14 protein-coding genes are annotated in these 15,456 nt (G+C 71.8%); 10 read left to right on the top strand and 4 right to left on the bottom strand.

Translation table 11 applies throughout. From position 1 onward, the window contains the following. The 4 genes from PH203_RS46625 to PH203_RS46610 all read right to left on the bottom strand — a co-directional run. The coding region (locus PH203_RS46625; protein WP_289928753.1) for an alcohol dehydrogenase catalytic domain-containing protein at positions 1-516 on the bottom strand (516 nt) is incomplete at its 3' end. A gap of 10 nt (positions 517-526) precedes the next feature. Next, positions 527-895 (bottom strand): DUF779 domain-containing protein, encoded by a 369-nt coding sequence (locus PH203_RS46620; protein WP_289928751.1) that lies wholly within the window; start codon positions 893-895, stop codon positions 527-529. Between the two features lie 28 nt (positions 896-923). Further along, positions 924-2,447, bottom strand: coding sequence for an aldehyde dehydrogenase family protein (locus PH203_RS46615; protein ID WP_289928756.1), 1,524 nt, complete (start codon positions 2,445-2,447; stop codon positions 924-926). 42 nt (positions 2,448-2,489) lie between these two features. Continuing rightward, a complete protein-coding gene (locus tag PH203_RS46610) occupies positions 2,490-3,800 on the bottom strand; it encodes a GAF domain-containing protein (RefSeq protein ID WP_289928750.1) in 1,311 nt (436 codons plus the stop codon). 655 nt (positions 3,801-4,455) lie between these two features. Here PH203_RS46610 and PH203_RS46605 point away from each other — a divergent pair. The 10 genes from PH203_RS46605 (at position 4,456) to PH203_RS46560 (ending at position 15,451) form a co-directional block, all read left to right on the top strand. Then, the gene (locus PH203_RS46605; RefSeq protein WP_289928748.1) at positions 4,456-5,163 is read left to right on the top strand and encodes a CBS domain-containing protein; all 708 of its coding nucleotides are present in this window, start codon (positions 4,456-4,458) and stop codon (positions 5,161-5,163) included. A gap of 214 nt (positions 5,164-5,377) precedes the next feature. Then, a complete protein-coding gene (gene adhE, locus PH203_RS46600; protein ID WP_289928747.1) occupies positions 5,378-8,044 on the top strand; it encodes a bifunctional acetaldehyde-CoA/alcohol dehydrogenase in 2,667 nt (888 codons plus the stop codon). 182 nt (positions 8,045-8,226) lie between these two features. Beyond that, positions 8,227-8,607 carry a hypothetical protein gene (locus PH203_RS46595; RefSeq protein WP_289928746.1) on the top strand — a complete coding sequence of 127 codons (381 nt, stop codon included), beginning with the start codon at positions 8,227-8,229 and terminating at the stop codon, positions 8,605-8,607. Between the two features lie 147 nt (positions 8,608-8,754). Continuing rightward, positions 8,755-9,978, top strand: a complete 1,224-nt coding sequence (locus tag PH203_RS46590) for a PAS domain S-box protein (RefSeq protein WP_289928745.1) — start codon at positions 8,755-8,757, stop codon at positions 9,976-9,978. Further along, positions 9,971-10,357 carry an STAS domain-containing protein gene (locus tag PH203_RS46585; protein WP_289928744.1) on the top strand — a complete coding sequence of 129 codons (387 nt, stop codon included), beginning with the start codon at positions 9,971-9,973 and terminating at the stop codon, positions 10,355-10,357. Before PH203_RS46590 ends, PH203_RS46585 begins: the two co-directional genes overlap by 8 nt. Next, positions 10,354-10,782: an ATP-binding protein gene (locus PH203_RS46580; protein WP_289928742.1), complete on the top strand. Its 429-nt coding sequence runs from the start codon at positions 10,354-10,356 to the stop codon at positions 10,780-10,782. The genes PH203_RS46585 and PH203_RS46580 overlap by 4 nt, the downstream gene beginning before the upstream one ends. A 1-nt stretch (position 10,783) precedes the next feature. Continuing rightward, complete coding sequence (locus PH203_RS46575) at positions 10,784-11,809, top strand: SpoIIE family protein phosphatase (RefSeq protein ID WP_289928741.1); 1,026 nt, start codon at positions 10,784-10,786, stop codon at positions 11,807-11,809. A gap of 38 nt (positions 11,810-11,847) precedes the next feature. Beyond that, positions 11,848-13,044: a PAS domain-containing sensor histidine kinase gene (locus tag PH203_RS46570; protein ID WP_289928740.1), complete on the top strand. Its 1,197-nt coding sequence runs from the start codon at positions 11,848-11,850 to the stop codon at positions 13,042-13,044. Positions 13,045-13,374: 330 nt separating this feature from the next. Continuing rightward, the gene (locus tag PH203_RS46565) at positions 13,375-13,749 is read left to right on the top strand and encodes a hypothetical protein (RefSeq protein WP_289928739.1); all 375 of its coding nucleotides are present in this window, start codon (positions 13,375-13,377) and stop codon (positions 13,747-13,749) included. A gap of 130 nt (positions 13,750-13,879) precedes the next feature. Beyond that, the gene (locus PH203_RS46560) at positions 13,880-15,451 is read left to right on the top strand and encodes an oleate hydratase (RefSeq protein WP_289928736.1); all 1,572 of its coding nucleotides are present in this window, start codon (positions 13,880-13,882) and stop codon (positions 15,449-15,451) included. Positions 15,452-15,456 lie beyond the last annotated feature (5 nt).

The raw sequence follows: 15,456 nt of genomic DNA, 5'->3' as shown, positions 1-15,456 counted from the left end.
CCCGAACACCGCCACCCGCTCCGACGGCACCACCCCAGCGACCTTGATCGCCTTGTACGTCGTCACCCCCGCACACGTCAAAGGCGCCGCGTCCAGCGAGGACACGCCCTCGGGCACCTCGACCACCGCACCCGCATCCGCCACCGCGTACTCCGCGTAACAACCATCCACCGAATAGCCGGAGTTGACCTGACTCTCACACAACGTCTCCCAACCCGACACGCAGTAGCGGCAGGTACCGCAGGACGAACCCAGCCACGGAATCGCCACCCGCCTACCGACCAGCTCCGCCGCCACGCCCGCGCCGACCGCCGTGACCGGGCCGATGCCCTCATGCCCGGGAACGAACGGCGGCCGCGGCTTGACCGGCCAGTCACCATGCGCGGCATGAATGTCCGTGTGACACAGACCCGACGCCTCCATCCGCACCAACACCTGCCCCGCACCCGGCTCCGGCACGGCCAGCTCCTGGATCTCCAGAGGCTTACCGAAGTCGGTCACCACTGCTGCCTTCATGTTCTGCTCCTCAACTGGCCTTGTGCCGGGCCTGCCTGGCCCGGGTGACGAAATGCAGCCCTTCCGCGGCTGCGAGGGAGAAACCGCCCGGTGTGCCCGGTGCGACGTCCAGGACGAGGCGGGGGCGGCCGAGCGCCTCGTAGAGATCGGCGTCGATGTGGAAGGTGCAGCCGTCCAGGACGCCGAGCAGCATGTCGCCCTCGCCCAGCGCGAATTCGCCGCCGGGGAAGCACATCGGGTCGCTGCCGTCACAGCAGCCGCCGGACTGGACGAACATCACCGGGCCGCCGTGCGCGGCGCGCAGGGCCGCTATCGCCCTGTGCGCCGCCTCGGTTGCGGTGACGCGCCCGGCGTTGCCGTTCTCGGTCTCCGCGGGCATGTCTCTGCTCTCCTTGGAACAAGCTCCGCTAGAACAGCCCGAGCGGCTTGGTGCCGTAGCTGACCAGAAGGTTCTTGGTCTGGCTGTAGTGCTCGAGCATCATCTTGTGCGTCTCGCGGCCGATGCCGGAGACCTTGTAGCCACCGAACGCGGCACCCGCGGGGTACTGGTGGTAGCAGTTGGTCCAGACGCGGCCGGCCTTGATGGCGCGGCCCATCCGGAAGGTGCGGTTGGTGTCGCGGCTCCACACGCCGGCGCCCAGGCCGTACAGCGTGTCGTTGGCGATCTCCAGTGCCTCGGCCTCGTCCTTGAAGGTGGTGACGGCGAGGACGGGGCCGAAGATCTCCTCCTGGAAGACCCGCATCTTGTTGTGGCCCTTCAGGACGGTCGGCTCGTAGAAGTAGCCGTCCGCGAACTCCCCCTCGATCGTGGGACGGTGCCCGCCGGCGAGCAGCTCGGCGCCTTCCTTGAGTCCGATGTCGACGTACGACGCGATCTTCTCGACCTGCTGCCGGGAGACCTGGGGGCCGACCATGGTCGCGGTGTCGAGGGGGTCGCCCTGCCTGATGGCCCGGATCCGCTCCAGGCAACGACCCATGAACTCCTCGTAGATGTCCTCCTGGATGAGCGCGCGGGACGGGCAGGTGCAGACCTCGCCCTTGTTGAACGCGTAGAGCACCAGACCTTCGACGGCCTTGTTGAGGAAGTCGTCGTCCTCGGCGGCCACGTCGTTGAAGAAGATGTTCGGCGACTTGCCGCCCAGCTCCAGGGTGACCGGGATGATGTTCTGGGACGCGTACTGCATGATCAGCCGGCCGGTGGTGGTCTCGCCGGTGAAGGCGACCTTGGCGATGCGCTTGTTGGTGGCGAGCGCCTTGCCGATCTCGGCGCCGGGCCCGTTGACGACGTTGAGGACGCCTGCCGGGACGTGGTCGCCGATGACCTCCATCAGCTTCAGGATCGACCACGGGGTCGGGGAGGCCGGCTTGATGACCGTGGCGTTGCCTGCGGCGAGCGCGGGCGCGAGCTTCCACGCGGCCATCAGCAGCGGGAAGTTGAACGGGATGATCTGTCCGACCACACCCAGCGGCTCGTGGAAGTGGTAGGCGATGGTCTCCTTGTCGATCTCGGTGATCGAGCTCTCCTCGGCACGGATCGCGGCCGCGAAGTAGCGGAAGTGGTCGGCGGCGAGGGGGATGTCGGCGGCCAGGGTCTCGCGGACCGGCTTGCCGTTCTCCCAGCTCTCGGCGACGGCGAGTTCCTCTCGGTGGGCGTCGATGGCGTCGGCGACCTTGTTCAGCACCGCGGCCCGTTCGGCCGTGGCCGCCTCGCCCCACCTGTCCTTGGCGGCGTGCGCGGCGTCCAGGGCGAGTTCGATGTCCTCGGCACCGGACTTGGGGACCTCGCAGATGGGCTTGGCGGTGGCCGGGCACAGGTTGACCGAGTACTGGCCCGTGGTGGGCGCCTGCCACTTCCCGCCGATGAAGTTCTCGTACCGGGGAGCGACGTCCACGGGGCTGCCCAGGCGGCCCGGAGGCTCGTACTTCATGATCGTCCCCTCTCCCTTCACAACGATCGGGTGATGCCCGGCACGCTAGGAGCGGGCCCGCTGCAATACCGCTGCATGCCGTCCGACCTGTGGCGGCAGGGCCAGAGCGGGGTCCAGTGCCCGGGCCCGGGCCGCCGCTGCCGCGCGCTGCGCCGAGCCGCCCGGCAGCCGGTGGGCGAGCGCCAGCCACGCGCCGGGGTCGTCGGCTCCCCAGGCCGTCTCCACCCAGCCGCGGAGCATCCGGATGTCGCCGACACCGAGGACGGCGCCACGCAACTGCTGTTCCAGGGAACGCCGTTGCTCCACGACGACCGGCGCCTCGGAGCGCGGCAGCAGCGGGCCCGGGTAACGGGCCAGCGCCTCGGCCACCCGCCCTGCGGCGAGCAAGGCGGCCACCTCGCCGAAGTCCGTGCGCACGGGGCGCAGCAGCGCGTACGGCCGTGAGCCGAGCAGGGCGGGGCCGAGCACGGCGCGCAGCCGGGTCATCTCGGCGCGCAGTGTGGAGGCGGGTATCTCCCGCTCCGACAGGTCCACGGCGAGACGGTCACCGTGCACGCCACGGTTCTCCAGGGCGAGCGCGACCACGATCTCGCTGTGCCGTGGGCTGAGCCGGTGCGCCTGACCGCCGAACTCCAGCACGGCGCCGTCACGGGCCAGCGCGGACAGCCGTACGGCGCAGGCCTGTGGCAGGTCGAGGGGGCGCCCGTCGGGCCCGGTCAGGGCGGTCGGCGCGGGCAGCGCGCGGGCGAGCTCCGCCTCCGCGGCGAGCGCGGCCGCCCGTACCGCGGCCAGGGCCGGCGGGGTGGCGATGGTGGCTCCGCCGGAGAGGTCGACGACGCCGATGACCCGCCCGGTGCCGGGGTCCCGGACCGGGGCCGCCGCGCACGACCAGGCGTGCACGCTGGAGCTGTAGTGCTCACCGGTCACGATCTGGACGGCGTGCGCCAGTTGCAGCGCGGTGCCCGGGGCGTTCGTCCCGGCCTGCGCCTCCGACCACACGGCGCCCTCGACGAAATGCATCCGCTCGGCCCGTCCCAGGGCCGCCGGGTCGCCCTCGACCCACAGCAGGGTGCCGTCGGCGTCGCCGACCGCGAAGACGTGCCCGTCGTCGGCCGCGCCGCTCCCCAGCAGTTCCCGGAACAGGGGCAGCACCGAGGCCAGCGGATGGGCGCGCCGGTACTCCGCCAGCTCTGCGCGCCCCCTGCTCAGGGGCGGTGGGCGACTGCCGTCGGCGAAGACACCGGACGTGGCACTGCGCCGCCACGAGTCGGCCACCAGATCCCGCACCCCAGGGGCCACGCGGGACGACGTCACGAACCGCTCGTGCGCGCCGCGCGCCACGCCGGACGCGTCCATGGGACCTCCCCTGTGCCTGCCTCCCGGTCGGGTCACCTCAACCTCGCCCGCGTCTCAGGACACGGAGCAGAGGCCGAACGGCCCCCGCGGCAGGGCCGCTCGGGCCCCGTCGCGGGGATCGGGGCCGGGCCCTGGGAGTGCGCCGGGCAAACGGACGCCGGATCTTCGTGACCTTCTCCTCCCCAAGGCCCCGCTCCTCCAGCTTCGCCGCACGCCGTGGGCACAGGGAGGGGCCGTCCGGCCGTACCTCCCGGCCGTACGGCCCCTCCGAGTCGTTCGGCCCGTGGCCTCGGCCGTCGAGCGGACGGGCGACACCGGCGGGCGTCGGCGGCCTCGCCGGTCACGGTGGCGTCGCCGCGCCGCATGACCAGGGCGAGCCGCGCCGGGGCTTCGGTCCCCGGGATCCGGGACCCTCGGCCCCTGCTCCGGCGGCTTGTCGTGCGGGACGTTGAAGGGGTATCTGGGGCCGGACCCGGGACGGTCCGAAGGGACGAAGCGGCCGCATGGCAGACGCAGCCCGCGCGTTCCGGCCCCCGATGACCTCTCGGACGCCGCGCCCCACAGGACCTCACGTCGGCGGGTGATCCGGCACGGCAGCATCCGTGGCGCTCCTCGCGGACGGTGAGGACGGTAAGGACGGAAGGGAGTCGGCGCGATGACCCGCACCGTAGGCGAGGTGATGACCCGCGAGGTCGTCCAGGCGCGTCCGGAGACCTCGTTCAAGGACGTGGCCCGGCTGCTGGACCGGCACCATGTCAGCGGGCTGCCCGTCGTGGACCACGACGACAAGGTGCTCGGCGTGATCTCCGGGACCGATCTCGTACGCCACCAGGCGGCCCACCACGCCGGCGGGCGGGCAAGGAGACTGCGGGGATCCGTGCTGCGCCGCTCCGCCCGCCGCACGACCGCGGCGGCCGGTGCCACGACCGCCGGAGAGCTGATGTCGTCCCCCGCCATCACGGTGCACCCCGAACAGCGCGTCCCGGACGCCGCGCGGGTCATGGCACGTCATCGCATCGGCCGGCTTCCCGTGGTGGACGAGGAGGACCGGCTGATCGGCATCGCCACCCGGCGGGACCTGCTGCAGGTCTTCCTGCGGACGGACGAGGAGATCCGCCGGGACGTGGCCGACGGCGTCCTGGCACCGGCCATGGGCCCGGCGCCCCACCCGGTCGCCGTCTCCGTCCGGGACGGCCTGGTCAGGCTGACGGGGCAGGTGGAGCGGCGCAGCGACATTCCCCGCGCCGTCCGGCTGGCCTGGCGGGTGGACGGCGTGGTCGGCGTCGTGAACGACCTGACGTTCCGCCTCGACGACGGCGGGCTGTCCGAGCAGCCTCTCCCCGACCGGCCGGCGCTCTCCTGACCTTGTGCGGAGCGGCAGGTCGTGGCCGCCGTGAGGGCCGGTCGGCCCGGCTGCAGGGGGTCGATCAGACGCCTGGTGGGGCCCACGAGGACCTGGGAGCCGCGGTGGCGGCGGAGAGACGCTGCCGGTGGAGCGGCGCCGGACCCTCACGGCGCCGCTCCCCTACGGGCCGCCGGCCGTACGGATGCTCTGTCGATCACGGAGGCACACCCATATGACCCGCCACGACGACCACACCGCGACCGCCGCCCCCGCCGCCGAGGCGCCGTCGGACATCGCCATCGCCGTGGACCGCCTGGTCACGCACGGGCTGAAGGCCCTCGCCGACTACGAGGCCCTGGATCAGGAACAGGTCGACCACATCGTGAAGAAGGCCTCGGTCGCGGCGCTGGACCAGCACACCACCCTGGCCCGCCTCGCGGTCGAGGAGACCGGCCGCGGGGTCTTCGAGGACAAGGCGGCCAAGAACATGTTCGCGTGCGAGCACGTCACGCACAGCATGGGCCGTATGAAGACCGTCGGGGTCATCGCCCGCGACGACATCGAGGACATGGTCGAGATCGCGGAGCCGGTGGGTGTGGTGTGCGCCGTCACGCCGGTCACCAACCCGACCTCCACGACGGTCTTCAAGGCGCTGATGGCGCTGAAGACCCGCAACCCGGTCGTGTTCGCCTTCCACCCGTCGGCCCAGCACTGCAGCGCCCGGGCGGCCCGGATCGTACGGGACGCGGCCGTCGCCGCCGGCGCCCCGGAGCACTGCATCCAGTGGATCGAGGACCCCTCGGTCGAGGCCACCGGCGCTCTCATGCGCCACCCGGGCGTCTCGCTGATCCTCGCCACCGGGGGCAACGCCATGGTCAAGGCCGCCTACTCGGCGGGCAAGCCCGCCCTCGGGGTCGGCGCCGGCAACGTCCCCGCGTACGTCCACACGAGCGCCAAGCTGCGCCGGGCCGTCAACGACCTGGTGCTGTCCAAGTCGTTCGACAACGGGATGATCTGCGCCTCCGAGCAGGCCGTCATCCTGGACGACGAGATCTACGACGCCGCGCTCGCCGAATTCCGTACGCTGCACGCGCACTTGGCGACCGCCGAGGAGAAGGCGAAGCTGGAATCCTTCCTGTTCCCCGTCGGCGCGGCGGGCGCGGGATGCGAACCCAAGGTCAACTCGGCGGCCGTCGGGCAGAGCGCCGCCTGGATCGCCGGGCAGGCCGGATTCTCCGTACCCGCCGACACCTCGCTCATCCTGGTCGAGACCGAACGGGTGGGCCCGGACGAGCCGTTGACCCGTGAGAAGCTCTGCCCGGTGCTGGCCGTCCTGCGCGCCGGCTCCACCCAGCAGGGCTTCGACCTCGCCGCCGACATGGTCGCCTTCCACGGCCAGGGGCACAGCGCCGTCATCCACACCGAGGACCCCGCACTGGCCGAGGCGTACGGCCGGCGGATGAAGACGGTACGCATCATCGTCAACGCCCCGTCCTCGCAAGGCGCCATCGGCGGGATCTACAACGGCCTGCTGCCGTCGCTGACGCTGGGCTGCGGCTCCTGGGGCAGCACGTCGGTGTCCAACAACGTCTCCGCCGCCCAGCTGCTGAACGTCAAGCGGGTCGGGACCCGCCACAACAACCTGCAGTGGTTCAAGGTCCCGCCGAAGATCTACTTCGAGCCGCAGGCCATCCGCTATCTGTCGTCGATGCCGGACGTCCACCGCGTCACGATCGTCACCGACGCCACCATGACCCGGCTCGGCTTCGTCGACCGGGTGGGCCGCGTCCTGCAGCGGCGCCCCGAGCCGGTCACCGTCCAGGTCATCGACAACGTCGAGCCCGAGCCGAGCATCGCCTCCGTGCAGCGCGGCGCCCGTCTCATGCGGGACTTCCGCCCGGACACGATCATCGCCCTCGGCGGCGGCTCGCCGAGGGACGCGGCGAAGGTGATGTGGCTGCTGTACGAACAGCAGGCCGCCGGCCGGGAGATGGACTTCGCCGACATGCGGCAGAAGTTCTCCGACATCCGCAAGCGTGCCTTCCGCTTCCCGGTGCCGGGTGCGCGGGCCCGTCTGGTGTGCGTGCCCACCACCTCCGGCACCGGCGCCGAGGTGACCCCGTTCGCCGTCATCTCCGACCCGGCGACGGGCAAGAAGTACCCCCTGGCCGACTACGCCCTGACCCCCAGCGTGGCCATCGTCGACCCGCTGCTCACCACCGAGCTGCCGCCAGCGCTGGCCGCGGACAGCGGCTTCGACGCGCTCACCCACGCCATCGAGGCGTATGTCTCCGTGTACGCCAACGACTTCACCGACGGCCTGGCGCTGCACGCGATCAGGCTCATCTTCGAGAACATCGAGGCGGCGGTGAACGACCGGGACCGCAGGCCGGACGCCCGGGAGAGGATGCACAACGCGGGCACCATCGCCGGCATGGCCTTCGGCAACGCCTTCCTCGGCATCGTCCACGCCATGTCGCACACCCTCGGCGCCACCTTCCGCATCGCGCACGGCCGCACCAACGCGGTGCTGCTGCCGCACGTCATCCGCTACAACGGCACCGTCCCGACCAAGCTGACGGGCTGGCCCAAGTACGAGACCTACCGGGCTCCCGAGCGCTTCCAGGACATCGCCCGCACGCTCGGTCTGCCCGCCGCCCACCCCGCCGAGGGAGTGGAGTCGCTGGCCCGTGCCGTGGAGCGGCTGCGCGACGCGGTGGGCATCGAGCCCTCGTTCCAGGCGCTCGACGTCGACGAGCACGCCTTCCTCCAGGCCCTGCCCCAGCAGGCGCTCAACGCCTACGAGGACCAGTGCGCACCCGCCAACCCGCGCATGCCGATGCTCGACGACATGCAGGAACTGATGCGAGCGGCGTACTACGGCCCGACCGGGGTCTGACCCACAGCCCCGGGCCCGTCGGCCTGCGCCTGGCCCCCGGTCGGCCCTCCTCATGGGGCCGGCCGGGGAGCCACCCTGGTGATGGGCACGGCCCGGCGCGGCCGCCGGCCCGGCCGGACATCACCCGCCCGCCCTTCCGACCCGACAAGGACGTCACCGAACCCCAGCACCGGAGGCCTTCCATGACCGCCCTTCTTGTGGGGGTGTTCCTCATCCTGCACGGGCTGCTGCACCCCGGCGTCTGGACGGCGCCGCAACAGCCCGACAAGCCGTCCCCCTTCGATCCCGGACACTCCTGGGCCCTGACGGCCGCCCATGTCCCCGCCGCACCCGCCAGGGCGTGGGCGCTGGCGCTCGCCTGGTACACGGCCGTCGTCTACGCCGTCGCCGGCGCCGGGGTGTTCGCGGGAAGTCCCTGGTGGCCCACGGCGGCGCTCGTCGCGGCCGCCAGCGGACTCGTCCTCAAGGCCCTCTGGTTCGACCCGTGGCTCGGCATCGGTGTGCTGCTCGACGTCAGCGTGATCGTCGCCGTGTCCTCCACCTGGCCGGCCTCCGTCTACTGAGCGACCGGGATGTCCCGGGTTCCGTGGTCATGACCGCCCGAGTGAACCGCGCGCGAGGCAGGTAGCATCACCCGCGCCGGGATCTGGGGGCAGCACCAACGAGCGTGCCCGGCTTGGGGATCGACGAGGTGAGGGGCGGGGTCGGGCATGACGATGCCACCGCAGGACGGCCGGGATCAGCACAGGAACGTGCGTGACGTCGAGGAGATGCTGGACGCGATCACCGACCATGCCGTCGTCAAGCTGGGTCCGGGCGGGGAAGTGGTCCGCTGGAGCCGCAGCGCCCGGGAGATGACGGGCTACACCGTGAGCGAGGTCGAGGGGCAGCCCCTGGCGTTGCTGCGCACCGCGGAGGACCGCGAGGCGGGCCTGGTGGAACAGGAACTGGACGCGGTCCGCCGCGACGGCCGACGGGAGTTCCAGGGCTGGCGGGTCCGCAAGGGAGGCGAACGCTTCCTGGCGCACACCGTCCTGACACCGGTGCACGGCGAGGACGGTACGGTGACCGGCTTCGTGGAGGTCCTCAAGGACGCGACGGAGAGCGCGCGCGCCGAGTCACTGTTCCACGGTCTGCTGGAGTCGGCCCCCGACGCCATGGTGATCGTGGGCTCCGACGGGCGGATCGTGCTGGTCAACCGGCAGACGGAGACGCTGTTCGGCTTCGAGCGCGCGGATCTGGTGGGCCGGGAGATCGAGGTGCTGGTGCCGCCTCGGTTCCGCGACCGGCACATCGGGCACCGCAACGGGTTCCTCGCCGATCCCCGTCTGCGGCCCATGGGGGTGGGGCTGCAGCTGTCCGGGATGCGCCGGAACGGCACGGAGTTCCCGATCGAGATCAGTCTGAGCCCGCTGGACACCTCCGAGGGCACCCTGGTCGCGGCGGCGATCCGGGACGTCACCGAACGCCGGGAGACCGAACAGCGGCTGCAGCGGCAGCGGGACGAGATCCTGGAACTGTCCACGCCGGTGATCCAGGTGTGGGACAAGGTGCTGGCCCTGCCGATCATCGGCACGCTGGACACACTGCGGGCGACCCGGCTGACCGAGGGCCTGCTGGAGAAGATCGCGCAGACCCAGGCGGAGGTGGCGATCCTGGACATCAGCGGGGTGCCCACCATCGACACCCAGGTCGCCCAGCATCTGCTCAAGACGGTGCAGGCGGCGGCGCTGATGGGCACGGTGAGCATCATGAGCGGGGTGCGGCCGGAGACCGCCCAGTCCATGGTGCATCTGGGCATCGACATGGGACGCCTGCGCTCCCGCAACACCCTCCAGGACGCACTGCAGTTGGCGCTCGCGGTCCTGGCCGAACGGGCCGGGACCGCGGCCTCGGCGACCCGCGCGCTGTCCGCCGGAGGACGCGGTGAGTGACGACGTGGTTCCGGTCATGCGGATCGGCGACACGCTGCTGGTGGCGCTGCAGGGCGACCTCGACGACACCACGGTGATCCAGATCGAGGAACAGCTCACCCGGGAGATCGCACGCTCGGGCGCCTCGGGCATGCTCATCGACGTCAGCCGGTTGAGCGTGGTCGACTCCTTCATCGCCCGGGTGCTGGCCCGGATCGTGGCGATGGTCCGGCTGCTGGGGGCGCAGGCCGCGATCGTGGGCATCCAGCCGGCAGTGGCGATCACCCTGGTCGAACTCGGCGTTCCCATGGGCCATCTCGACACCGCGCTCAACGCCGAGCAGGGGCTGGCGCTGCTGCAGCGGCTGCGGCGCCACGACGCCGGTGCGGACCCACGGTGACCGCCGATGCCGCGACGGACCGGGACCCGGACGTCTTCGACATCGTCCACGAGTCCGACCTCATCCGGGTACGCAAGGTGCTGCGCGCGCAGGCCGAGGCCGTGGGACTCAATCTGGTGGACGCGACCAAGCTGATCACGGCCGGCAGTGAGCTGGCCCGCAACATCCTCAACTACGCCACCGACGGCCGCGGCCGGATCAGCATCGAACGGGTCTACAAGGACGGGCGCCGAGGAGTACGGGCCACGTTCGCCGACGACGGCCCGGGCATCGACGACATCGACGCGGCCATGACGGACGGCTTCAGCACCCGCGGCAGCATGGGGCTGGGCCTGCCGGGGGCCCGAAGGCTGGTGGACGATCTCACGCTCACCTCCGCCGCCGGGTCGGGCACGACCGTGGTGATCGTGAAATGGCAGCGGTGACATGGAGATCGCACCGGGCGGGAGCGAGCACCGCCGCCATGTGATCGCCGCCGAGGAGGACGTCGGTGCCCTGCGCCGGGCGGTGGCGAGGATGGCCGCCGGGCAGCACGCGCTGCGCGCGGGAGTGGCCGAGCTGGTCGCCACCGAACTGGGCACGAATCTGCTGCGGCACGCCGAGCCCGGCGGCTACGTCCTGGCCCGCAGGACCGGCGAGGGCATCGAGCTGATCTCCGTCGACCGGGGCCCGGGGATGACCGCCGCGGCTCTCGCCCCGCCCAGCCCCATCGCTCCGTCCCCGTATCGCGGAAGCGGCCTGAGCGCGGGACTGAACGTCGTGCGCCGGCACGCCGCGGAGTTCGACTGGTACTCGACGCTGGAGGGCACGGTCGTCTACGCCTCACTGGGCCCCGTCGCGCCGTCCCCGCCGGGGGGCTGGCACTACGGCGCCGTCAACGTGCCCTTCGGCGGGGAGGGCGAATCCGGTGACTCCTGGGCCGTCATGCCGGACCGGCGGGCGGCCGCCCTGGTCGTCGACGGCCTCGGTCACGGCCCGGGCGCCGCCGCGGCGGCCCGGGCCGCGATCACCGCTTTCCGGCGGCAGGTTCCCGTCACCGACCTCGGTCTGCTCGTCCGGCACGCCCACGAGGCCATGCGTGGCACGCGCGGCGGTGTCCTGGGCGCCTGTCTGATCGACCCCGACCGCGGCGAACTCGTCCATGCGGCGGTGGGCAACATCACCGGTCGGGTCTTCACCGGCGGCCGCTCCACGCATCTGCTGGACCGCCCCGGCACCCTGGGCACCCAGCTCCCCCTGCCCACCGTCCGCCTGCAGCACTGCCCGTGGGGGCCGGGAGCCACGCTCGTGCTGGTCTCCGACGGAATCCGCTCCGGATGGCAACTGGAGGGGTTTCCGCGCCTGTTGGAACGGCATCCGGCCGTCATCGCCGCCGTACTGCAGCGCGAGTACGGGCGGTCCACCGACGACGCCACGGTCCTCGTGGTCCGTGACGGCCGCGGGATGGCATGATGAGCCGGTTCCCGTCATCGGGCGAAGGGCAGCCGGGCATGGAGGACGTGGACAGTCCCCGCACCACCGAAGGCACGGCCGGCCCGACCGAGCAGCAGGCCGAACTCGAGCGCCGCGCACGGCTGGTGGACGAGCTGAGCCAGGAGCTGGACGACACCAACCGCGGTCTGATCGCCCTGCACACCGAGCTGGAGACGGCCCGGCGCGCCGAAGCCCGGCTCGCGGCCATCGTGGCCTCGTCCGACGACGCCATGATCTCGGTGAGCCCGGCCCTCGCCGTCCAGACCTGGAACCCGGGCGCACAGCGGCTGTTCGGCCATCACCAGGAGCATGTGCTCGACCAGGGCATCGGCCTGCTCATGCCCGAGGCCGCCTTCGACGTCTTCCGGACGGTCGCGGAGCAGATCCGGGCCCATGGGCATGCCGACTCCTACCAGAGCCGCTGGCGCCGTGCCGACGGCAGCGAAGTCGATGTCGCCGTCACGGTCTCGCCGATGCGCGACCCTGAGGGCACGCTCATCGGCTTCGCCACCGTCGCCCGGGACATCACCCACCAGCTCGCGGCACAGGCCGAGTTGGTCGCCGCCCGCGCCGACCGTGAGGTGATGGCCGAGCGCGAGCGCATCGCCCGGGACCTGCACGACATGGTCATCCAGCGGGTCTTCGGCGCGGGCCTCGCCCTGCAGAGCATCACCGCCCGCCTCACCCGCCCCGACACCCCCTCCCGCATCCACACGGTCATCGATGAACTGGACGCCACCATCCGGGAGTTGCGCGGCACCATCTTCAACCTCAACCAGCCGGCCCAGAGGGCGGCCAGCCTGCGCGCCCAGGTGCTCGACGAGACCACCGCCGCACAGGACCGGCTCGGTTTCGCTCCCGCGGTCGAGTTCCACGGCCCTGTCGACGCGGCCCTGCCCGACGAGACGGCCGCCCACCTGCTCGCCGCGCTGCGCGAAGCCCTGTCCAACGTCGCGCGGCACGCCCGCGCCTCCACCGTCCGCGTCGCCGTCCGCGCCGGCGACGAACTGCTCCTGGAGGTCGTCGACGACGGCTGCGGCGTCGACCCGTCCGTCACGCGCAGCAGCGGCCTGACCAACCTGCGCCGCCGTGCGGAGAAGCTCGGCGGCACACTCGAACTGACCGGCGGTCGCGAAGGCGGCACCCGTCTGTGCTGGTGCATCCCTCTCGCCGCCGAGGACCCGACCGCGTCCCCGGGGGCTGCACGCCGCTGACCCGGGTGCCGGACATCGCGGTGCTCCCCGCGATCGCGGGGAACGGCTGATCCGTCAACGATCCTTGCGCGTCGGAACGGACCCCGTGAGCGGCCACAGGTCCCCCACGAGGTCCGAGGGGCCCGGCGGCCGTCGGGCCCTGTCGCCGGCATGGCCGTTGGGCCCATGTGCCCGTATCCGCAGGGCCGTTGGTCCCCTCTTCGTCCCATGCGGCGGCACAGCGCCGAAAGTCGGGGCGTCCCCTGGTACACAGAAGACCGCCGCACCCCGTGATGCGGCTTCCTTCCCCGACCGCGCCGCTTCGGCGTTCTCTCCTGAGGAGCGATCCGTATGACCAGTGACCGGACACAGCAGCCCCCCACGGTCCGCCTGCGCAGCGAGGGAACCGTGGACGAGGACACCCTTGCCTACGCACGTACGAAGATCGACGCCGTCGTCGGCCGGCCGGGGCTGCCGACGGTCACCGGCGAAGTGCGCATCGTGCGGGCCGACGCCCACCACGCCGGAATCGCCTGGTCGGCCACGGCCGAGCTGCGGATGGGCCGTCAGCAGGTCGTGGCCCTCGCCGAGGGGGCCACGGGCCCGGAGCTCGTCGACCGGCTCCAGGACCGGATCCGTCGGCAGACCGACAAGGCCGCCCACGCCTGGGACGACGGCCACCGGTCGGTCGCCCCGCCGTGGCGTGGTGGCAGGCCGGCCGGGTGACACTCGGCGACGGCTCCACCGGGCCGTCCGGACCTGGCGGGTGACCAATGGCCCACTGACCGCACCGGCCTGACCAGGAACCGTGGTTCATGTGGTTCCCGGTCGACGGGCGAGAACAAGGAGTTGTGTGATGGCACAGGCGTACCTGGTGGGCAGCGGGATCGCGGCGCTCGCCGCGGCCGCGTTCCTGATCCGCGACGGCGGCTTCGACGGAGCGGACATCCACCTCTTCGAGGAGCAGCGGACCATCGGAGGCAGCCTGGACGCGGACGGTTCGGCGGAGGCCGGCTACAGCATGCGCGGCATGCGGATGTTCGAGGCCGAGTTCCGCTGCACGTACGACCTGTTGTCCGGGATTCCCACCCTGGACGACCCTTCGGTGACCGTGACCCAGGAGATCCTGGCCGGGCAGGAGGAGTTCGCCTGGGACGACGTCGCCCGGCTGGTCGACGGCGACGGGAAGATCGTCGACACCCGCTCGATGGGGTTCTCCGAGCGCGACCGGCTGGAGCTGGTGCGCTGCCTGGCGACCCCGGAGGGGAACCTGGACGGCAAGCGGATCACGGACTGCTTCGGCGAGCACTTCTTCACCACGAACTTCTGGTTCTTGTGGTGCACCACGTTCGCCTTCCAGCCCTGGCACAGCGCCATCGAGTTCCGGCGCTACCTGAGGCGTTTCCTGCACCTCTTGCCCGGGTTCGCCGACATGTCGGGCGTCCACCGGACCCGCTACAACCAGTACGACTCGATCGTGCGGCCGCTGACGGCCTGGCTGCGGGAGCGCGGTGTCACCGTCCACACCGGCTGTCATGTCACCGACCTGGGGTTCGCGCCGGGAGTGCGCAGCGGCACGGTGCAGTCCCTTCATCTGATCCGAGGCGGACGCGAGGAGAAGATCACGGTCACCCCGGCGGACCTGGTCCTGGTCACCAACGGCTCCATGACCGACGCCTCCAGCCTCGGCTCGCACACCGCCGCGCCGCCGCCCGCGCCGCAGCGTTCGGACGCCTGGCTGCTGTGGCACCGGCTGGCCCGGGGCCGCGAGAACTTCGGCGACCCGTCCGTCTTCGACAAGCACGTCAAGGAGTCGCGCTGGGAGTCGTTCACGGTCACCGCCGAGGACCCGGTCTTCCTGGACGCGCTGGAGAAGTTCAGCGGCCGGGAGACCGGCCGGGGCGGGCTGATGACCTTCACCGGGTCCAACTGGCTGCTCACCCTCGTCGCCCCGCGCCAGCCCGTCTTCCGCGACCAGCCCGAAGGGGTCTCGGTCTGGTGGGGCTACGGGCTGTTCCCCGGCCGCGCGGGCAACCACACGCCCAAGCCGATGACCATGTGCTCCGGCCGGGAGATCCTCGAAGAGGTCCTGCACCATCTGCGCTTCGACGAGCCGACGGCGGCCCGTGTCCTCGCGACCTCCACCGTCGTGCCCTGTGTGATGCCCTACATCACCAGCCAGTTCCTCGCCCGCCGCCGCCATGACCGGCCCAGGGTCGTGCCCGAGGGGTCGGTCAACCTCGCCTTCATCGGCCAGTTCGCGGAGGTGCCCGACGACGTCGTCTTCACCGTCGAGTACTCCGTACGCACCGCCTGGACCGCAGTGGCCGGGCTCCTCGGCCTCGACAAGCAGCCGCCGCCCGTCCACAAGGGCCACCACGATCCGCACGTCCTGGCGGCAGCGCTGGAGACCATGCACCGCCGGTGACGGAA

Origin of the sequence: Streptomyces sp. S.PB5 (assembly GCF_030403745.1) — a bacterium.
Lineage (GTDB): Bacteria > Actinomycetota > Actinomycetes > Streptomycetales > Streptomycetaceae > Streptomyces.
This window is presented reverse-complemented; position numbering and strand designations above follow the sequence as displayed.